This is a genomic window from Streptomyces sp. NL15-2K (genome assembly GCF_030551255.1).
Lineage (GTDB): Bacteria > Actinomycetota > Actinomycetes > Streptomycetales > Streptomycetaceae > Streptomyces.
In genome coordinates this window covers 2,495,947-2,515,273 of the sequence record NZ_CP130630.1, presented here as the reverse complement: position 1 = coordinate 2,515,273, position 19,327 = coordinate 2,495,947, and the positions used below count along the sequence as shown (strand labels likewise).

The following is a 19,327-nucleotide window of genomic DNA, read 5'->3' as shown; positions in this document are numbered from 1 at the left end:
GTGCGGGCGAAGGAAGAAAAGGCGTAGGAAGAAGGAGAACGCGAGAAGCGCCCCGCCGGATCAGGGGGTCGGGGCGCGCAGGGGGTCAGCTCAACAGGACGAGGACCACACTCGACCGAAGTCGATGTGGGAGCGCGTGACCAGCCACTGCTGCCGATGCATGGGCCAAGTGGAACAGGCATCCGGTTCCGCGTCAACCGAGTTGTGACGCACGACCTGAGACGCACTGCTCACAGTCCGGACAACCTTGACAGCCAGGGGAAAGGGACCCGTAGTCTCGAAGAGCGGCCCTGCTGAGGGGCTCGGCCGCGCGGCGCCGCGTTCTGCGGCGCGTCCGTGTGAAGGTACTCACCGAGTTCTACCGACTCGCCGTCATGGAGCCTTCGCATGTCCTCCGACACCCTCGCCCAAGCCCTCGCCGCGCCGAGGCCCTCTCTCGTGATCGTCGGTGCCGGACCACGGGGGACCGGCCTGATCGAGCGGGTCGCCGCCAACGCGCCCGAGCTGTACGCCGGTTCGGGCCTCGACATCCACCTTGTCGACCCCCATCCACCGGGCGCCGGACGCATCTGGCGCGCGGCCCAGTCGCCGCTGCTGTGGATGAACTCGCACGCCGAGGACGTCACCATGTTCACCGACGAGACGGTCGACATGGCCGGACCCGTGCGCGAGGGGCCCACCCTGCACGAATGGGCCGGCATCGACGGCCGTACCTTCTCGGACCGCAGACTCCAGGGCGCGTACCTGCGCTGGGTGCACGAGCGGGCGGTGGCCGCCCTGCCGCCGGGCGTGACCGTCCACCACCATCCGCGGCGCGCCCTGCGCGTCGGCGGGCCGCGCGAGGGCCGCCAGCAGGTGTGGCTGGAGGGCCGCCCGCGTCCGCTCCTCGCCGACCTGGTCGTCCTCGCTCTCGGCCACCTGGACGCCGAACCGGACGACGAGCAGCGCGAGCTGACCGCGTACGCGCGCGACCACGGTCTCGTCCACCTCCCGCCGGACTTCACCGCCGACAGCGACCTGTCCCCGCTCGCGCCCGGCGCCCCCGTCCTCGTCCGGGGCTTCGGGCTCGCCTTCGTCGACCTGATGGCGCTGCTGACGGAGGGCCGGGGCGGCCGGTACGTCGGGGACACGTACGTGCCGTCGGGGCGGGAGCCGGTCCTGTACGTCGGCTCGCGGCGCGGAGTGCCGTACCACTCCAAGATCGGCTACGACTGGAGCGGTGAACGGCCGCCGCTGCCCAGGTTCTTCGGGCCGGCTCAGGTCGACTCGCTGCTCGCCCGGCCGGGAGGCTTCGACTTCCGGCGGGACGTGTGGCCGCTGATCGAGAAGGAGTTGGGCTTCGCCCACTACCACCGGCTGTTCTCGGCCCACCCCGAGCGGACCGCCGTCGCCTGGACCGCCTTCGAGGAGAAGTACGCGGCCTGCGACGACCCGGCCGAGCGTGCGGCCCTCGTCGCGTCCGCCGTGCCCGATCCCGCCGACCGGCTCGACCTCGCCGCGCTCGACCGTCCGCTGGAGGGACTGCGGTACGGCTCGTACGAGGATCTTCAGGAGGGATTGCGCCGTTACGTCATGGCCGACTTGACGCGACGTCATGATCCGGCGCACAGCCCCGACTTCGCCGTCTTCCTCGGGCTGCTGTCCGTCTACGGCCAGTTGGTCCGGCTCGGTGACGTCGGACCCTGGTGGCACGGCTTCTTCAGCTATCTGGCCTCCGGGCCGCCCGGCCCCCGGCTGCGGCAGATGCTCGCGCTGTCCCGTGCGGGCGTCCTGAAGTTCCTGGGCGCCGACATGACCGTCACCGCGCAGGACGGTGTGTTCCGGGCGTCGAGCGCCACCGTGCCGGGATCGGTCGTCGAGGCCCGGGCGCTCGTCGAGGCGCGGCTGCCGCAGCCCACCGTCGAGCGGTCCCGGGATCCGCTGCTGCGGGAGCTGTACGCCGACGGGGCCGCCGTGACTCCCGACGGGCTGCTGTCCGTCGACCCCGCCGACGGGCGGGTCCTGGACCGGGCCGGACGGCCGCACCCCCGGCGGTTCGCGCTCGGGCCGCACACCGACGCGCGGGGCTCCGGCGCGTTCACCCGGCCGCGCACCGGCGGGCCGGCGTTCCGGCAGAACGACGCCACGGCACGGGCGGCGCTGCTGTTCCTGCGGGCGCTCAGCAGCCGCGCGGCCGCCTGAAAGCCCCCGACATCCGGGCTCGATACGGAATACCGGGGCGCGACTTCGCGCTCACCCCACGGGTGGTCCGACCCGACGTGGAAGGGTTGATCAGATGACGACGGACGCGTCCGACGCGTGGAAGCGATGGCACGAGCACCGCGTCGAGACGGTGTCGGCGCCCTACGGACCGCTCGCGCTGACGGGCACGCTCCCCCAGTGCCTAAACGGCCTGGGGGCACCCCCAGGCTGGAGGACTATCCGGACGGGCGACTTCCGGACATCCCCGGGACATGGACCGTCAAGGATGACGCGGTCGTGCTCGAGGCCGACGCCGGGGACGGTCTCAGCGTGGACGGGCGGCCTTTCAGCGGTGAGGTGCGGCTAGGGCCTGTGTCGAAAGTGGCGCCTGCCGGGCGACGCCGCAGTGACATCAGCCGCTACCGCGGCGGGCGCACTCTCGCCGCACCGGGCGAAAGCCCAAGTACATCCGGTCCATCGACGGGGCCTTCCGCCCGGCACGCCGAGAGCACGCACCAACGCAGTCATCAGCCTCCCCCACTCTCGGCTTCGCTCGAGCGGGGGGACCCCCATCGCGGCGGGCGCCCGGCCCGCCCTTCGGGCGGACGACGCCACTTTCGACACAGGCCCTAGCGGCCGACGCCGGACCGGCGGCTGCCGCTCGGGTGGCGTACGGCGAGCGCCGGCTGGTCGTGCTGGTCCGCGAGGGCGTGTGGGGCGTACGCGACTTCGACCCCGCCTCCGCGGCCCGCCGGGCGTTCCGCGGAATCGAGGCCACGCCGTACGCCGCGCGCTGGTCGGTGCCGGGGCGCTTCACGCCGTACGGCGAGGACCGCACCGTACGCGTCGAGAACGCGGACGGACGCGAGCGCGGTCTCGGCCTCGGCGGTGAGCTGGCCTTCGTCCTGGACGGGCGGGAGGCGACCCTCCAGGTGACGGTCCAGGGCGACGGCTCGCTGTGGGCGGTTTTCGGCGATACCACGAGCGGGGACAGCAGTTACCGCTTCCGGTTCCTGCGGCCGGCCGCGCCCGACGCCGAGGGCCGTACGACGGTCGACTTCAACCGCGCCCTGCTGCCCCCCTGCGCGTTCGCCGACCACTTCGTCTGCCCCTTCCCGCCACCGGGGAACACGCTGGACGACGCCGTCGAGGCGGGGGAGCGGAACCTGCTCTGACGAGCGGTCATCTCGCGTAGACCACAGAGATCGTTCAAAGGTTGACGGCCGAAAGGCGCTCTTGCGCCGACCGTCCGTTCGGCCGAATACTTCCCCCCACAGCGCTTGTCAGGGGCACGGCATGTCCGGAATCCGGGCGACCGGATCCCTGGCTGCGCCTCACGGGCCCGAACCCCACGAGAGCCCCCGACTTCCCATGTGGAGGAACGAAAAGTGAGGATCAAGCGCACCACCCCCCGTAGCGGCATTGCGAGACGGACCCGGCTGATCGCCGTTTCCACCGGCCTCGCGGCCGCCGCCGCGATCGCGATCCCCAGCGCGAACGCGGCAGACACCCCCACCACCTTCAGCGCAGCCGAGCTCAAGAGCGTCGACTCCGCGGTGCTCAAGGCCGACATCCCCGGCACCGCCTGGTACGTCGACAGCAAGACCAACCGCGTCGTGCTGACCGCCGACAGCACGGTCTCCCAGGCGGAGCTGGCGAAGATCAAGCAGCAGGCCGGCGCCGACGCCGACGCGCTCACCATCAAACGCAGCCCTGGCAAGTTCACCAAGCTGATCCAGGGCGGCGACGCCATCTATGCGAGTAGCTGGCGCTGCTCCCTCGGGTTCAACGTCCGCGCCAGCAACGGAACCGAGTACTTCCTGACCGCCGGTCACTGCACCGACGGCGCGGGCACGTGGTACTCCAACTCCGGCCGCACCAACGTCATCGGCTCGACCGCCGGCTCGAGTTTCCCGGGCAACGACTACGGCCTCGTGCGCTACAGCGGCTCCGTCAGCAGGCCCGGCACCGCGAACGGCGTGGACATCACTCGTGCCGCCACGCCGAGCGTGGGCACCACCGTCATCCGCGACGGCTCCACGACCGGCACCCACAGCGGCCGGGTCACCGCCCTGAACGCCACTGTGCGATACCAGGAGGGCACAGTCAGCGGCCTGATCCAGACCAACGTCTGCGCCGAGCCCGGCGACTCCGGCGGCTCGCTCTACGGCAGCAACGGCACCGCGTACGGTCTGACCTCCGGCGGCAGCGGCAACTGCTCCTCCGGCGGTACGACCTTCTTCCAGCCCGTCACCGAGGCCCTGAGCGCCTACGGCGTCAGCGTCTACTGATGCCCGGGCGGCACCTGGGTACTCGTACGGCCTGATCCGCGGCCGGCAGCAGAAGAGCCCCCGCACGCAACTGGCGTGCGGGGGCTCGCCCTTGTCCGTGTCCCGGAGTTACCGTCGACGTACAGGCGGTCACGTCGGACCCTGGGGGCCGTGATGGTCGAGGAGCTGGTGGCGGCGGGGCTGACGCTCGCGTCCGCCGGAGCGGTGTACGTGATGGCGGCGGCGCGGGTCGTCAAACAGTACGAACGGGGCGTGGTGTTCCGCCTCGGCAAGCTCCGGTCCGAGGTGCGCGGGCCGGGGTTCACGATGATCGTTCCGGGCATCGACAAGCTCCGGAAGGTCAACATGCAGATCGTGACGATGCCCGTGCCCGCGCAGGAGGGCATCACCCGGGACAACGTCACGGTGCGGGTGGACGCCGTCGTCTACTTCAAGGTGACCGCGCCGGCCGAGGCGGTGGTCCGCGTGGAGGACTACCGGTTCGCGGTCTCGCAGATGGCGCAGACCTCGCTCAGGTCCATCATCGGCAAGAGCGAGCTGGACGATCTGCTGGCCGACCGCGAAAAGCTCAACCAGGGGCTGGAGTTGATGATCGACAGCCCGGCCGTGGAGTGGGGCGTCACCATCGACCGGGTCGAGATCAAGGACGTGTCGCTGCCCGAGACCATGAAGCGGTCCATGGCCCGGCAGGCGGAGGCCGACCGGGAGCGGCGGGCCCGGGTCATCAACGCCGACGCCGAGCTCCAGGCGTCGAAGAAGCTCTCCGAGGCCGCCCGGGAGATGTCCGATCAGCCGGCCGCGCTGCAACTGCGGCTGCTGCAGACGGTGGTGGCGGTCGCGGCCGAGAAGAACTCGACGCTGGTGCTGCCGTTCCCGGTGGAGCTGCTGCGGTTCCTGGAGAAGGCACAGCAGCAGGTGCCGCAGATGCCCGTGCAGCAGCAGACGCCGCAGACGCAGGCCGTGCAGCAGCAGACGCCGCAGACGCAGGCCGTGCCGCAGCAGGCGCCGCAGATGTCGGCCGTGCCGCAGCAACCGGTGCAGGAGCAACTTCCGCCTGCCGAGTCACATCTGAAACCCGATTCGCAAGAGCCGGATTCAAGACAGGATTAGACCTCACGGACTGGTGAAGGTTACTCGCGCGTAGTGTTTGCGGCGCGAACCGGCCTGGTCTGACCGTGGACAGTCAAGACAAGTCGGGGGGAAGGAGGGCGCGTTCGTCACTCTACGCGCGTCCGGAAGTCGACCTTGTGTGCTCCCTGTGGAGTTCGGAAGAGTGGGCGCTCGTCAACCAGCCTTTCGGTCCGCGAGGTCCCCACAACCGACCGGGCCGACCCCCCACAGGAGGACGCGAGTTGAAGCACCGACGCATACCCAAGCGACGGGCGGCCGTGGCAGGTGCGGGTATCGCCGCACTGGTCGCCGCGGGAGTCACCTTCCAGACCGCGAACGCCAGCGAGACGCCGGAGAGTTCCGCACCCAAGACGCTGTCGGCCCTGGCGGCCGGAAAGCTCGCCTCGACGCTCGGCCAGGACCTCGGCGCCGACGCGGCGGGCACGTTCTACGACGCGAAGACCAAGAGCCTCGTGGTCAACGTGCTCGACGAGGCCGCGGCGAAGACCGTCGAGGCGGCCGGAGCGCAGGCCAGACTCGTCCAGAACTCCCTCGCCGAGCTCAAGAGCGCCCGCAGCACGCTGAAGCAGGACGCGACCATCCCGGGCACCTCCTGGGTGACCGACCCGACGACCAACAAGGTCGTCGTCACCGCCGACCGTACGGTCTCCAAGGCCGAGTGGGCCAAGCTGACCAAGGTGGTGAAGGGGCTCGGCGGCACGGCCGAAGTTCAGCGCGCCAAGAGTGAGTTCAAGCCCTTCATCGCGGGCGGCGACGCCATCACCGGTGGCGGTGGCCGTTGCTCGCTCGGCTTCAACGTGGTCAAGGGCGGCGAGCCGTTCTTCCTGACCGCCGGGCACTGCACCGAGTCCATCTCCACCTGGTCGGACTCCAGCGGCAAGGAGATCGGCACCAACGAGGTCTCCAGCTTCCCGGGCGACGACTACGGCCTCGTCAAGTACACCGCCGAGGTCGACCACCCGAGCGAGGTGAACCTCTACAACGGCTCCGCCCAGGAGATCACCGGCGCGGCCGAGGCCACCGTCGGCATGGAGGTCACCCGCAGCGGCTCCACGACCCAGGTGCACGACGGCACGGTCACCGGCCTGGACGCCACCGTGAACTATCAGGAGGGCACGGTCAGCGGCCTGATCCAGACCGACGTCTGCGCCGAGCCCGGCGACAGCGGCGGCTCGCTCTTCTCGGGCAGCAACGCGATCGGCCTCACCTCCGGCGGCAGCGGCGACTGCACCTCGGGCGGCGAGACCTTCTTCCAGCCGGTGACGGAGGCGCTGTCCGCGACCGGTACCGAGATCGGCTGACGCCCACTCCGGCTCGCTGAAGCCGCGTGAAGTCCCGCCCCGCGCGCGAGGGGCGGGACTTTCGTGTTCGTAGGGGGACTTTCGTGTCGTAGCGGCGTTGCCCTCGGCGTGACGGCGTCCTCCGGCTCGGTGGGAAGGGGGCGCGGGGAGCGTCGGTGCCGGGGTCTGTGTCATGTCCCCGCGGCCCGGGCCGCGGGGTGTTTGCGCAGGTGGGACGGGGTCGGGTGGATGTCGCACACGTATTCGAGAATTGGTCTATGGTGGGGGTGAGGCAGTTGGGAACATACGTTCGAGAGCTGGTCGCGGCTCACGAGTGCGGGAGGTGCGTGTGCCGGGCTTCGCGCATCTGCGCACCGTCTCCGGGTTCTCCCTGCGCTACGGCGCCTCGCACCCGGAGCGGCTGGCCGAGCGCGCCTCGGAACAGGGCATGGACGCCCTCGCCCTCACCGACCGCGACACCCTCGCCGGTACGGTCCGCTTCGCCAAGGCCTGCGCCAAGGCGGGCGTGCGGCCGCTGTTCGGGGTGGAACTGGCGGTGGAGGAACCCCATCGGAACGAGTCGGGGGACACGTCCGTACGACGGGAAAGGCGCCGCACTCCCGTGCGCGGAGGCGCCTTCATCGACGAGTCGACACCTCGCGTCACCTTCCTCGCCCGGGACGGGGCCCGCGGCTGGGCCGACCTGTGCCGGATCGTCACGGCGGCGCACGCGGGGGAGGGCACGCCTCTGCTGCCCTGGGCCGACAACAGGGGAGACGGCCTGACCGTCCTGCTCGGCCCCGACTCCGACGTCGGCCGCGCCCTCGCCGCAGGGCGTCCCGACCGCGCGGCCAAGCTCCTCGTCCCCTGGCGGGAGGCCTACGGCGACGCCCTGCGCCTGGAGACCGTCTGGCACGGCCGCAAGGGCACGGGACCCGGCTCGCTGCGGCTGGCCGCCCGTACCGTCGGCTTCGCCGCCGAGCAGCGGGTCCGGCCCGTGCTCAGCAACGCCGTCCGGTACGCCGACCCCGGCCTGGGCCCGGTCGCCGACGTCCTGGACGCCGCCCGTCGTCTGGTCCCCATCGACGGGACCAAGGAGCTGGACTCCGGCGAGGCCTGGCTCAAGGACGCGGGCGCGATGCTGGGGGTGGCCGAGCGGGTCGTGGAGGCCGCGGGCTTCCGGCGCGACACCGCCCACCGGCTGCTGGAGCAGACCCGGGCGACGGCCGCCGAGTGCCTGGTCGACCCCGAGGACGACCTCGGCATCGGCACCGTCCACTTCCCCGAGCCGCACCTCGTCGGCGCGGGCCGCCGCACCGCACAGCGGGCGCTGGCCTCGCGGGCGGCGGCCGGGATGGTGCTGCACGGTTACTCCGGGAAGCGCGCGTACTGGGAGCGGATGCACCACGAGCTGGACATCATCGCCCACCACGGCTTCGCCTCCTACTTCCTGACGGTCGCTCAAGTCGTCGATGACGTACGGAAGATGGGTATCCGGGTCGCCGCGCGCGGCTCCGGCGCGGGGTCGCTGGTGAACCACCTCCTCGGCATCGCCCACGCCGATCCCGTCGAGCACGGGCTGCTGATGGAGCGCTTCCTGTCCAAGGAGCGGGTCGTCCTGCCCGACATCGACATCGACGTGGAGTCCGCGCGCCGGCTCGAGGTCTACCGCGCGATCATCGACCGGTTCGGCACCGAGCGGGTCGCGACGGTCGCGATGCCGGAGACGTACCGCGTCCGCCACGCGATCCGCGACGTCGGCGCGGCCCTGTCCATGGACCCCGCCGACATCGACCGCATCGCCAAGTCCTTCCCGCACATCCGCGCCCGCGACGCCCGCGCGGCCCTGGAGGAGCTGCCCGAGCTCAAGCAACTGGCAGGGGAGAAGGAGAGGTACGGCAGGCTGTGGGAGCTGGCCGAGGCCCTCGACGCCCTCCCGCGCGGAGTCGCCATGCACCCCTGCGGGGTCCTGCTCTCCGACGCCTCCCTCCTGACCCGTACGCCGGTCATGCCGACCAGCGGCGAGGGGTTCCCCATGTCCCAGTTCGACAAGGACGACGTCGAGGACCTCGGGCTGCTCAAGCTCGATGTGCTGGGGGTGCGGATGCAGTCGGCGATGGCGCACGCGGTCGCGGAGGTGGAGCGGGCGACGGGCGAGCGGATCGACCTGGACTCCGTGGCGCCGGGCGATCCGGCGACGTATCGGCTCATCCGCTCCACCGAGACGCTCGGCTGCTTCCAGATCGAGTCGCCGGGCCAGCGTGACCTCGTCGGGCGGCTCCAGCCGGCCACCTTCCACGATCTGGTCGTCGACATCTCGCTCTTCAGGCCCGGTCCGGTCGCCGCCGACATGGTGCGGCCGTTCATCGAGGCGCGGCACGGGCGGGCGCCCGTCCGTTACCCGCACCCGGATCTGGAAGGGCCGCTGAAGGGGACGTACGGAGTCGTCGTCTTCCACGAGCAGATCATCGACATCGTCGCCATCATGGCCGGCTGCGGGCGAGGGGTGGCGGACCAGGTGCGGCGCGGGCTGTCCGATCCGGAGTCGCAGGGGCGGATCAAGGTCTGGTTCGCGCAGCACGCGGCGGCGAAGGGATATGACGCAGAAACGATTCGGCGCACTTGGGAGATCGTCGAGGCCTTCGGGTCCTACGGCTTCTGCAAGGCGCACGCGGTCGCCTTCGCCGTACCGACGTACCAGTCGGCCTGGCTGAAAGCGCACCACCCCGCCGCCTTCTATGCCGGGTTGCTCACGCACGACCCCGGGATGTATCCGAAGCGGCTGCTGCTGGCGGACGCGCGGCGGCGCGGGGTGCCGATCCTGCCGTTGGACGTGAACGAGTCGGGGGTCGCACACGGGATCGAACTGGTGTCTGAATCTGACGGTTCTTCCGCACGGTGGGGCCTGCGGTTGGCGCTCTCCGACGTGCACGGCATCAGCGAGGCCGAGGCGGCGCGGATCGCGGACGGGCAGCCGTACGCCTCGCTGCTCGACTTCTGGGAACGGGCGCGCCCCAGCAGGCCGCTCGCCCAAAGACTGGCCCAGGTGGGCGCGTTGGACGCCTTCGGTGCCAACCGCCGTGATCTGCAACTGCACTTGACCGAACTGCATCGGGGCGCGCGCGCCGGCCGCGGTGACCAACTTCCACTGTCCGGCGGGCGGAAGACCGCACCGGCCGGGCTGCCCGACCTGTCCTCGGCGGAGAAGCTGAGCGCCGAGCTGGGTGTGCTGTCCATGGACGCCTCACGGAATCTGATGGACGATCACCGGGCCTTCCTCGACGAACTGGGCGTGGTGTCGGCGCGGCGGTTGCGCGACGCGCGGCACGGCGAGTCGGTGCTGGTCGCGGGGGCCAAGGCGGCCACCCAGACGCCGCCGATCCGGTCCGGCAAGCGGGTCATCTTCACCACGCTGGACGACGGGACGGGCCTGGTCGACCTCGCCTTCTTCGACGACTCCCACGACGCCTGCGCCCACACGGTCTTCCACTCCTGGCTGCTGCTGGTGCGCGGGGTGGTGCAGCGCCGCGGCCCGCGCAGCCTCAGCGTGGTGGGCGCCGCCGCCTGGAACCTCGCCGACCTGATCGAACTGCGCGCCGAGGGCGGCCTCGACGAGGTGGCGGCACGGCTGGCGGAGCCGCTGCCGGAGCGGCCGGACGGCGATCCGACCCACGGCCGGCGAATCCAGATGCCCACCGGATACGAAATGCATCCGTGGGCCGATCTGCGCCCGGCGGGCGAAGAGCCCGCAAAGGTACGGAAGTTGTGGCACCAGAGTCCGGGGAGTGCGGGATGACCATTCTCTGCGTACGTTTCCAGCTGCCGCCGACGTCCGAGGCGGCCCTGCCGGGGCTGCTCGGGCTGCTGGAGGAGTTCACGCCCGTAGTCGAAGCCCTGCCCCCGGACGGGGCGCTGGCCGATCTGCGGGGCGCCGAACGGTACTTCGGACGTGACGCCGCCGAGCTGGCGACGATGATCCGGGTCCGTGCCCTCGCCCTGCACGGCGTCGACTGCGTGATCGGCGCCGGGCCGGGGCCGATGCTGGCCCGCATGGCGCTGCGGGACGCCGCGCCCGGGGTGCCGTGTGCGGTGCCCGAAGACGCCGTCGCGCAGTTCCTCGCCGACAAGCCCGTCGCCGCGCTCCCCGGCGTCGGCACCGCGACCGCCCGCACCCTGGGCGACTACGGGCTCGACACCCTCGGCGGGGTCGCCGCCGCGCCCCTGTCCACGCTCCAGCGCCTGGTCGGTGTGAAGGCCGGCCGCGAACTGCACGAGAAGGCGAACGGCATCGACCGCGGCCGGGTCGTCCCGAACGCCGTCTCCCGCTCGCTGGCCACCGAACGCCCCTTCACCCGCGACGAGCTGGACCCCGAGCGGCATCGCCGCGCCCTGCTCTCGGCCGCCGAGGAACTGGGCGCCCGGCTGCGCGCCCTGGACAAGGTCTGCGGCACCCTGACCCTCACCGTCCGCTACGCCGACCGCTCCGCGACGACCCGCAGCCGCACCCTCAAGGAACCGACGGCCCACTCGCCGGCGCTGACCAGGGCGGCGTACGGCATGTACGAGGCGCTCGGCCTCCAGCGTGCTCGGGTCCGCTCGATGGCTCTGCGCGCCGAGGGCCTCGACCCCGCCGAAAAGGCCTCCCACCAGCTCACCTTCGATCCCCTGGACGAGAAGGCCCGCCGCATCGAGGAGGTCGCGGACCGCGCGCGAGCGAAGTTCGGGCCGCGGGCGGTGATGCCGGGGCGCCTGTACAGGGCTCAGTTAGCCCACGGAGGGGTGATCCGCGTGCCGTCGGCCAGTTCCGCCTCCAGGCCGATGGAGGTGGTGACCCAGAAGATCGCCGTGTGATCGGTCGGGTTCTCGGCGGCCAGGGTCGCGTGGCGGTTGATGATCACCGTGTCGCCCGCGGTGATGCGGTCCGTACGGCCGTCGAGGGTGATCAGGACGCGCGTGCCCGGCTGGTCGTGTTGACCGAGCGTGGCTGGGCCTGCACCCGCGCCGCGGAGGAGGCGGCGGCGGAGGCTGTCGGGGTGTGGGTCGAGCTGCTGAGTGAGGGGGAAGTGCGGGCGTTGCGCGATCAGTTGGCGCGTATCGCTCCCTATGGGCCTATCAGGCCAAACTGGTGACCGTTCACCAGCATTCCATCACTTTTCGTCAGCGTTTTATCAGCGTCTCATCAGCTTTCGCAGCGTCACCGATTATCACTGGAAGTTTTTACCGACGCGTAACTTCACAACTGAACTACTCGTCCGTAACTTGACGAGTGAACAGCATCCTCGTGATCCGGATCACAGGGCGTAGTGCCGTCGCACCTCCCTTGAGCCGCAAGGAGATCACCCGATGCTGCCCTGGAAACGAGTGTTCGGACCACTGGCCGCGCTGCTGCTGACCGCTGCGGTCGCCACCGTTCCCGCCGCCGCCCAGGCCGTCGACGCACCCAGCCGTGGCTGGAACGACTACTCCTGCAAGCCCTCCGCCGCCCACCCCCGCCCCATCGTCCTCGTGCACGGCACCTTCGCGAACTCCGTCGACAACTGGCTGGCCTTCGCGCCGTACCTGAAGGCCCGCGGCTACTGCGTCTTCTCCCTCGACTACGGCCAACTGCCCGGCGTCCCCTTCTTCAACGGCCTCGGCCCGATCGACAAGTCGGCCGAGCAGCTGAAGGCCTTCGTCGACAAGGTGCTCGCCGCGACCGGCGCCGCCGAGACCGACTTAGTCGGCCACTCGCAGGGCGGCATGATGCCCCGCTACTACCTGAAGTTCCTCGGCGGAGCCGCCAAGGTGAACGCCTTCGTCGGCATAGCGCCCAGCAACCACGGCACCACCCTGAACGGCCTCACCCAACTGCTGGAGTACTTCCCGGGTGCCGGAGACCTGCTCTCCACCCGCACCCCCGCCCTCGCCGACCAGGTCGCCGGATCCGCCTTCCTCGCCAAGCTCAACGAGGGCGGCGACACCGTGCCCGGCGTCCGCTACACCGTCCTCGCCACCAAGTACGACGAGGTGGTCACGCCGTACCGGAGCCAGTTCCTCAGCGGATCGAACGTCCACAACGTCCTGCTGCAGGACCTGTGCCCGCTCGACCTCTCCGAGCACGCGGCGATAGGGCTGCTGGACCGGATCGCCTTCCACGAAGTGGCCAACGCCCTGGATCCGGCGCGCGCCACCCCGACCACCTGCGCCTCGGCGTCCGGTTGAGGCTCGCGCACGCCCTCGGTGCCTGTCCGGCCTGAGCCGCCGGACAGGTGATGCCGAGGGCGGCGGCGGTGGCGGCCTTGCGGCGTGCGGGCATGGGGGATCTCCTTGGAACCGGTGCTGATGGGTGCCGGGTCCGAGAAACCGTGGACTGAGATCAGGTAGGGAGTCTGCGCGCCATGACGAGCGAGGAGATCCGGCCCGCCACGGCGGCCGACGTGCCGGCCGTGAAGGCCGTCACCGGTGCCGCGTACCACCCCTACATCGAGCGCATCGGGACAGTGCCGGTGCCCATGGAGGCGGACCACGCGGCGAACGTGGCCGCCGGGCGGGTGTTCGTGACGGGCGATCCCGTCGTCGGCCTGGTGGTGATCGAGGCGTACGACGACCACCTCTTCCTCGACAGCATCGCCGTCCACCCCGACGCGCACGGCAGGGGCGTGGGGCGACGGCTGCTGGAGTTCGTGGACGCACGCGCGCGTGCGCTCGGTCTGCCCGAGGTCAGGCTCTACCTTTGGGCTTGGCCAGTGCTTCGCCCTTCAGGGCGGAGGTGAAGGCCATCTCAAGACCGCTCTGACCCGCACTTTTCGCACAGGTCCGCAGTGTTGTCATCAGCCTGTGGGGCGCTGCTGGTTCTCGATGTATTGCTTGACGACGGTCAGCGGTGCCCCGCCGCAGGATCCGGCGAAGTAGGAGCCGGACCAGAAGTGGCCGCCCCACAGATGCCTGCGTACGTGGGTGTCGTATTCCTTGCGCAGCAGCCGGGCGGAGACGCCTTTGAGGGAGTTGACCAGCTTCGAGAGCTGGACCTTGGGCGGGTAGTGCACGAGGAGGTGGACTTGGTCCTGCTCGCCGTTGAACTGTTTCAGTTCGGCCTCGAAGTCCGCGCACACCTCCCGCATGATCTCTTCGCACCGGCTGAGCATGGCGTCGGTGAGTGCCCCGCGCCGGTACTTGGTGAGGAACACCAAGTGGACGTGCAGGTTGCAGACGACGTGACGGCCGGTGCGTACATCAGGGTTTGGATTCCAGCGCGGCGACATAAACCAAATGATACAGTGACCGTGTGACCACGGAACGTGTGCTGGAGAAGCGGCAGTTCGGGCATCGCGCCCGGCTGACGCTGACGCCTGCGCAGACACGGCTCGTGGACGACCAGGCGCACGCCGCCCGCGCGATGTGGAATCAGCTCCACGACCTGTGGCAGATGACGCCGAAATGCCAGCGCTCCCTGACCCGCATGGACCAGACGCTGCGGCAGGCCCGCAAGGAGATCGACTGGTACGCGGTGCTGCCCGCGCAGGCCGCACAAGCAGTCCTCAAGACGTATTTCCAGGCGTGGAAGAACTACTGGGACGGCCGGGCCGAGGAGCCGACGTTCAAGGCCCGCATCCGTACCGTGATGTCCGTGGACATCCCGCAGGGCCGCGACCTGCACATCAAGCGGGTGCACCGCCGCTGGGGCATGGTCAACATCCCCAAGATCGGCCGCGTCCGCTTCCGTTGGACCAAAGATCTCCTTGTCGGCAAGAACGCCGACAAGGAGAACCGCATCACCGGGGCCCGGCTCGTCAAAGACGCGCTCGGCTGGCACATCGCCCTCCGCGTCCAAACCCTTCAGCCCAGACCCGAACCGCACACCGGCCCGGAAGTCGGCATCGACGCCGGAGTGAACCTCCCTCTCGCCCTGTCCGATGGCAACCACCAGGACCACGGACGGCCGCCCCGACTCCCGGACGGCACCGCCGACCGCGACAAGTGGCTGAACCCGGACGAGAAAGCCCAGCTGCTCCGCCTGGAACAGAGGGCCGCACACCGCAAGTCCTTCCGCAAGCCCAAGGAACGCAGCTCCAACCGGCTGCACGCCACCTACGACCAGATCAAGCAGCTCCGCGCAAGAGCCACGCGCCGCGCCCTCGACTGGCAGCACAAGACCACTACCGCCATCGCCCGCCAGTACGGCACCGTCGTGGTCGAAGCACTCACCATCACGAACATGACCATGAGCGCCCAGGGCACCCTGGAGGAGCCGGGGAGGAACGTCGCGCAGAAGTCCGGCCTGAACCGCTCCATCAGCCAGGAGGCCTGGGGCCGGACCGTGACCATGCTGACGTACAAGACCGCCCGCCAGGGTGGCACCCTGCACAAGGTTCCCGCTCCGAACACCTCCCGGCGCTGCTCCGCCTGCGGGTTCATCACACCCGGCAGCCGCGAGGACCAGGCCACGTTCGTATGCAAGAACCCGGACTGCGGTTGGGAAGGCAACGCCGACCACAACGCAGCCCGGAACGTCTTGCACCTGTACCGGATGGGCCACGGGCTCATCCCGGCTGCCGGAAGGGCAGTCGTCAGGCGCACGCGCGGCGTCAAGCCCGCCACCGCAAGGTAGGCGGGAATCTCCTTCCTGAGCCTGCGAAGGAAGGAGAGCACTTCAACCGAGGTTCGGTTATGAGAAGCGAGAAGCGAGAGCTCCTCGCGAGCTCGTCGCGGCTCGTGGAGCGGCGGGTGGAAGCGGCGTACGACCGCCTCCACTACCGCAAGCGGCTGGACTGACGGACCGCGTCCGTCACCCGTCCGGCCACCACGTGCGTGCGATGTCCTTTCGGACCTCCGGGCGTCCGGCGGGACGCTCGTCCGCCTCCTCGTGGACCCGGCGGGAGTCCTTCTTCTTCAGGGGCTTCTGCACGGTCATTCGGCGCATGGCTGCCTCCTTGAGGATCTACCGGGTTCCGCGTTCTCGCGGAGGTAGACCCGTTCGGGGAGAGTTCCTCATCGGTTCGTGTTCTGTCAGTGGCCGTTGTCACGATTCGACTGTCAGTGGCGGGTGTCACTCTTGGGCGCATGACGAACGAGAGTGACGGTACGACTTCGGTGGGTGTCGACTGGGACGCGCGGGCCGCCTCCTTCGACGACGAGCCGGACCACGGCCTGCGCGCCCCGGAGGTCCGCCGGGCCTGGGCCGAGCGGCTGCGCGACTGGCTGCCGGACCGCGCGTCCGACGTCCTCGACCTCGGCTGCGGCACGGGCAGCCTGTCGCTCCTCGCGGCCGAGCAGGGGCACCGTGTCACCGGCGTGGACCGGTCCCCGCCCATGGTGGACCTCGCGCGCGCGAAGCTCGCCGGACGTGACGCAGTGTTCCTGGTCGGTGACGCGGCGGCACCGCCGGTGGGGGAGCAGCGCTTCGATGTCGTGCTCGTACGGCATGTGCTGTGGGCGCTGCCCGACCCCGGCCGCGCCCTGCGGCACTGGCGGGAGCTGCTGCGGCCCGGAGGACGGCTGGTGCTGATCGAGGGGGTGTGGGGGACGGCCGGTCCCGTCGGCATATCCGCCGACCGGCTCACGGCCCTCCTCGCGCCGCTCGCCTCGCACGTGCGCGTGGACTCGTTGTCGGCGGACGCGCTGCTGTGGGGGAAGGACGTGGAGGACGAGCGGTATGCGGCGGTGGCGGTCGTCGGTTGAGGGATGCGGGACCTACGACTGAGTGATGCGGGGCTTACGACTTGCGGGTTATGCGAGCAGGGGCTTACGACCTGCGGATTACGTGAGCAGTGCTTCGAAGTCGCCTCCACGGGCCAGCCCCTCCAATTCGTCGAGGGCGGCCATGGCGGCTGCCGCTGCCTGCGGATCCCTTTCGGACAGGCCGCTCTCGGCGAACTCGTCCTCGTCCAACCGCCGTACGTCCGTGCCGTCGGCGGAGCGCCACAGGTCCAGGTCGAGGTCCTCCACGACGAGTTCGGCGCCGGAGAGCGCCGGGCGGGTGATGTCGCAGTACCAGCCCTTGAGAGTGCCCTGCGCATCGCGGACCTCCTTGACCGAGTACCAACGGTCCCGCCAGTAGTACTCCGTGAAGACGTCGCCGGGCTCGAAGCGGACGAAGCCGAAGTCGCGGACGCCGTCACCGGCCCACGGGGCGCGGACGGCGATGCGCGTGCCGTCATCGGCGAGGAGCTCGGCGCCGTAGCGGATCTTCGTACGGCCCGCCTTGACGAGGACGACGTCCACGTGGCGTGCCGGCTCAGCCGAATTCGCGGACATATCGCACCTCCGTCGCGCAGATCTCGTACCCGAACCACTTGTTGATCGCGATCATCGGACCGTTCCCCGCGTCATTGCCCGTGAACGCCTCCGTGAAACCGGCGGCGCGGGCGCGGTGCAGGGAGTCGTTCTTGGCGAGCTTGGCCAGACCCCGGCCGCGGAAGGCGCGGGCGGTGCCGGTCATGACGGTGCCGTACCAGGTGCCGCCGTCCGTGCGGGCCGCGCTGAAGGCGGCGGGGCGGCCGTCGACGACGGCCACGGAGGTGAGCTCATGGCTGAGGAGGGGATGGTTCCAGGTCTCCTTCAGCCAGGCCCCGTAGTCGGTGAACTCGTAGGCGATGTCGCTCGGTTCGTCCGACATCGTCTCCGAGTCCAGCTCGAACAGGGGGCGCGGGTCGTCCACGAAGTCGGCGCCCGTGCGCAACTCGACGTCCGGCGGGAGGCTCTGGAGCGGCGGCAGCGTGCCGTTCGCCAGGTCCAGACGGAGGAAGTGGGCGGAGCGGCTCTCGCGGTAGCCGTGCCGCTCGGCGAAGGCCCGGTTACCGGGTTCGTCCAGGACCCAGGAGAACAGCCTCGTCGCGCCCTGGGCGGCCAGGTGCTCCTCGGCGGCGCGGACCAGCAGGGAGCCGGCGCCGAGTCGCGTCCGCTCGGGGTGCACATACACGTTGACGTACCCCTGGCCGGGCTCCGGACTGTCGTGGACGATCCCGACCTGGGCCGTGCCGATCACCTCGCCGTCCGCCTCCGCGACGAGAGGGCGGTAGTGGGCGTCGGGGTGGGTGTGGCTGAGGTCGTAGGCCAGGGAGTCCGGGGTGATCAGGAAGAAGGGGATCGCAAGGCGGCGGACGTGGACGAAGCCCTCGATGTCGGTTCTGACCTCGGTGCGGAGGTCGCGCACGGTGACAGTCATATACGCGCACGCTACGGCGGGACGAGCGCGGGTTCCTCTCATTTTGCGGCAGGTGCGGGACAATCACCCCTGTGACCTTGAAGATCCACATCGATGAGAGCGCACCGCCGTACGAGCAGGTGCGGGCGCAGATCTCCGAGCAGGCGCGGTCCGGCGTGCTGCCCGTGGGGTACCGGCTGCCGACCGTGCGGGGACTGGCCGAGTCGCTGGGCCTGGCGGCCAACACGGTCGCCAAGGCGTACCGGGCGCTGGAGAGCGACGGGGTGATCGAGACGCGGGGGCGCAACGGCACGTTCGTGGCTGCCGCCGGCTCGGCCGCGGAGCGGGAAGCGGCGTCGGCTGCGCAGGGATATGCCGAGCGTGTGCGGCGGCTGGGGCTTTCGGAGGAGGATGCGTTGACGGCTGTGCGGGATGCCCTGCGGGCGGCTTACGGGGAGTAGGGCCGGGTGGCGGGGCTGAGCAGGGTTCGGCGCCGCCGGGCAGGGGGGAGCGTCAGGCAGGCCCTAGGTCTGCGCCAGTAGCCGCTTCGGTGTTCGCGTCACATGCAGGCCCGCCGTCCTCGCCGCCCGGGCAAAGGTCACCGCGTCCTCCACCGCCGCCCCGTTCGGGTCGTTGTTGAAGTACGTGTACACGTCCTCCCCGTCGGCCCACGTCTCGGCGATCCGCTCGGCCCACGTCCTCAGGGACTGCCGGCCGTAGCGCGGCCAGGCCTGGGCGCGGCCCTGGTGGAAGCGGACGTACCCCCAGTCGGTGGTCCGCCACAACGGTGTCACCGGCCGGGCTCGTACGTCGGCCCAGCACAGCGCCGCGCCCCGGCTCTCCAGTACCTTGCGCACCTCGGGTGTCCACCAGGACTCGTGGCGTGGCTCCACCGCGATCCGGGTCGCCGACGGGAAGCAGCCCAGGCAGTCCTCCAGCAGGCCGGCGTCGACGCGCAGCGTCGGCGGCAGCTGCAGCAGCACCGGGCCGAGCCGGTCGCCCAGGCCTTCCGCGTGGCTCATCAGGCGGTGCACCGGTTCCTCGGGGTCGCGCAGCCGCTTGATGTGGGTCAGATAGCGGCTGGCCTTGACCGCGACGACGAAGTCCGGCGGGATCCGCTCCCGCCAGGCCTCGAAGTTCTCCCGCGACGGCAGCCGGTAGAAGGCGTTGTTGATCTCGACGGTCGCGAAGCGCCTCGCGTACTCCTCCAGCCACAGCCGAGTGGGGCACCCGTCCGGGTAGAGGACGCCGCGCCAGTCCTTGTACTGCCACCCCGACGTACCGACGAACAGGGTCATACCTTCATGAAAGCACCACGGATC

The 19,327-nt window shown here is 70.5% G+C and carries 15 protein-coding genes and 5 pseudogenes; 14 read left to right on the top strand and 6 right to left on the bottom strand.

Annotation, left to right across the window (positions count from 1 at the left end; translation table 11 throughout):
- Window positions 1-387 precede the first annotated feature (387 nt).
- The 8 genes and pseudogenes from Q4V64_RS10785 to Q4V64_RS10755 form a co-directional block, all read left to right on the top strand.
- Window positions 388-2,181, top strand: coding sequence for an FAD/NAD(P)-binding protein (locus tag Q4V64_RS10785; RefSeq protein WP_124443385.1), 1,794 nt, complete (start codon window positions 388-390; stop codon window positions 2,179-2,181).
- A gap of 94 nt (window positions 2,182-2,275) precedes the next feature.
- Window positions 2,276-2,550: pseudogene (locus Q4V64_RS54905) on the top strand (hypothetical protein); the annotation flags it as partial.
- Window positions 2,551-2,810: 260 nt separating this feature from the next.
- Window positions 2,811-3,356 (top strand): annotated as a pseudogene (locus tag Q4V64_RS10780) (DUF1684 domain-containing protein); the annotation flags it as partial.
- A 213-nt stretch (window positions 3,357-3,569) separates the two neighbouring features.
- Window positions 3,570-4,472 (top strand): S1 family peptidase, encoded by a 903-nt coding sequence (locus Q4V64_RS10775; protein ID WP_124443386.1) that lies wholly within the window; start codon window positions 3,570-3,572, stop codon window positions 4,470-4,472.
- Window positions 4,473-4,625: 153 nt separating this feature from the next.
- Entirely contained in the window at window positions 4,626-5,582 is a 957-nt protein-coding gene (locus tag Q4V64_RS10770) for a slipin family protein (protein WP_124443430.1), read from the top strand.
- Between the two features lie 242 nt (window positions 5,583-5,824).
- Complete coding sequence (locus Q4V64_RS10765; RefSeq protein WP_124443387.1) at window positions 5,825-6,904, top strand: S1 family peptidase; 1,080 nt, start codon at window positions 5,825-5,827, stop codon at window positions 6,902-6,904.
- Between the two features lie 328 nt (window positions 6,905-7,232).
- A complete protein-coding gene (locus tag Q4V64_RS10760; protein WP_124443388.1) occupies window positions 7,233-10,679 on the top strand; it encodes a DNA polymerase III subunit alpha in 3,447 nt (1,148 codons plus the stop codon).
- A pseudogene (locus tag Q4V64_RS10755) lies at window positions 10,676-11,629 on the top strand (hypothetical protein); the annotation flags it as partial. The gene Q4V64_RS10760 and the pseudogene Q4V64_RS10755, both read left to right, overlap by 4 nt.
- A gap of 14 nt (window positions 11,630-11,643) precedes the next feature.
- Here the strand turns inward: Q4V64_RS10755 and Q4V64_RS54900 are convergent.
- Window positions 11,644-11,832: pseudogene (locus tag Q4V64_RS54900) on the bottom strand (cupin domain-containing protein); the annotation flags it as partial.
- Between Q4V64_RS54900 and Q4V64_RS54895 the strand changes: the two are divergent.
- The 3 genes and pseudogenes from Q4V64_RS54895 to Q4V64_RS10745 all read left to right on the top strand — a co-directional run.
- Window positions 11,830-12,012 (top strand): annotated as a pseudogene (locus Q4V64_RS54895) (MarR family transcriptional regulator); the annotation flags it as partial. The pseudogenes Q4V64_RS54900 and Q4V64_RS54895 sit on opposite strands and share 3 nt — an antisense overlap.
- Before the next feature lie 214 nt (window positions 12,013-12,226).
- Complete coding sequence (locus Q4V64_RS10750) at window positions 12,227-13,084, top strand: alpha/beta fold hydrolase (RefSeq protein ID WP_124443389.1); 858 nt, start codon at window positions 12,227-12,229, stop codon at window positions 13,082-13,084.
- 176 nt (window positions 13,085-13,260) lie between these two features.
- Entirely contained in the window at window positions 13,261-13,635 is a 375-nt protein-coding gene (locus Q4V64_RS10745; RefSeq protein WP_124443390.1) for a GNAT family N-acetyltransferase, read from the top strand.
- Window positions 13,636-13,692: 57 nt separating this feature from the next.
- Here Q4V64_RS10745 and tnpA read toward each other — a convergent pair whose 3' ends face one another.
- Complete coding sequence (tnpA, locus tag Q4V64_RS10740) at window positions 13,693-14,124, bottom strand: IS200/IS605 family transposase (protein ID WP_124443391.1); 432 nt, start codon at window positions 14,122-14,124, stop codon at window positions 13,693-13,695.
- A 23-nt stretch (window positions 14,125-14,147) separates the two neighbouring features.
- On the opposite strand from tnpA, the gene Q4V64_RS10735 reads away from it, so the two are divergent.
- Window positions 14,148-15,470 (top strand): RNA-guided endonuclease TnpB family protein, encoded by a 1,323-nt coding sequence (locus tag Q4V64_RS10735; protein ID WP_124443392.1) that lies wholly within the window; start codon window positions 14,148-14,150, stop codon window positions 15,468-15,470.
- Window positions 15,471-15,647: 177 nt separating this feature from the next.
- Here Q4V64_RS10735 and Q4V64_RS10730 read toward each other — a convergent pair whose 3' ends face one another.
- On the bottom strand, window positions 15,648-15,782 hold the full coding sequence (locus tag Q4V64_RS10730) for a hypothetical protein (protein ID WP_124443393.1): 135 nt from the start codon (window positions 15,780-15,782) through the stop codon (window positions 15,648-15,650).
- Between the two features lie 140 nt (window positions 15,783-15,922).
- On the opposite strand from Q4V64_RS10730, the gene Q4V64_RS10725 reads away from it, so the two are divergent.
- Window positions 15,923-16,540, top strand: coding sequence for a class I SAM-dependent methyltransferase (locus Q4V64_RS10725; protein WP_124443394.1), 618 nt, complete (start codon window positions 15,923-15,925; stop codon window positions 16,538-16,540).
- 78 nt (window positions 16,541-16,618) lie between these two features.
- Here the strand turns inward: Q4V64_RS10725 and Q4V64_RS10720 are convergent, their stop codons facing one another.
- Together Q4V64_RS10720 and Q4V64_RS10715 are read right to left on the bottom strand one after the other, a co-directional pair.
- Window positions 16,619-17,116 carry a DUF402 domain-containing protein gene (locus Q4V64_RS10720; protein ID WP_124443395.1) on the bottom strand — a complete coding sequence of 166 codons (498 nt, stop codon included), beginning with the start codon at window positions 17,114-17,116 and terminating at the stop codon, window positions 16,619-16,621.
- A complete protein-coding gene (locus Q4V64_RS10715; RefSeq protein WP_124443396.1) occupies window positions 17,097-18,026 on the bottom strand; it encodes a GNAT family N-acetyltransferase in 930 nt (309 codons plus the stop codon). The genes Q4V64_RS10720 and Q4V64_RS10715 overlap by 20 nt, the downstream gene beginning before the upstream one ends.
- 71 nt (window positions 18,027-18,097) lie before the next feature.
- On the opposite strand from Q4V64_RS10715, the gene Q4V64_RS10710 reads away from it, so the two are divergent.
- Window positions 18,098-18,466 (top strand): GntR family transcriptional regulator, encoded by a 369-nt coding sequence (locus Q4V64_RS10710; RefSeq protein WP_124443397.1) that lies wholly within the window; start codon window positions 18,098-18,100, stop codon window positions 18,464-18,466.
- A 63-nt stretch (window positions 18,467-18,529) separates the two neighbouring features.
- Here Q4V64_RS10710 and Q4V64_RS10705 read toward each other — a convergent pair whose 3' ends face one another.
- Window positions 18,530-19,303 carry a DUF72 domain-containing protein gene (locus Q4V64_RS10705; protein ID WP_124443398.1) on the bottom strand — a complete coding sequence of 258 codons (774 nt, stop codon included), beginning with the start codon at window positions 19,301-19,303 and terminating at the stop codon, window positions 18,530-18,532.
- Window positions 19,304-19,327: the final 24 nt, after the last annotated feature.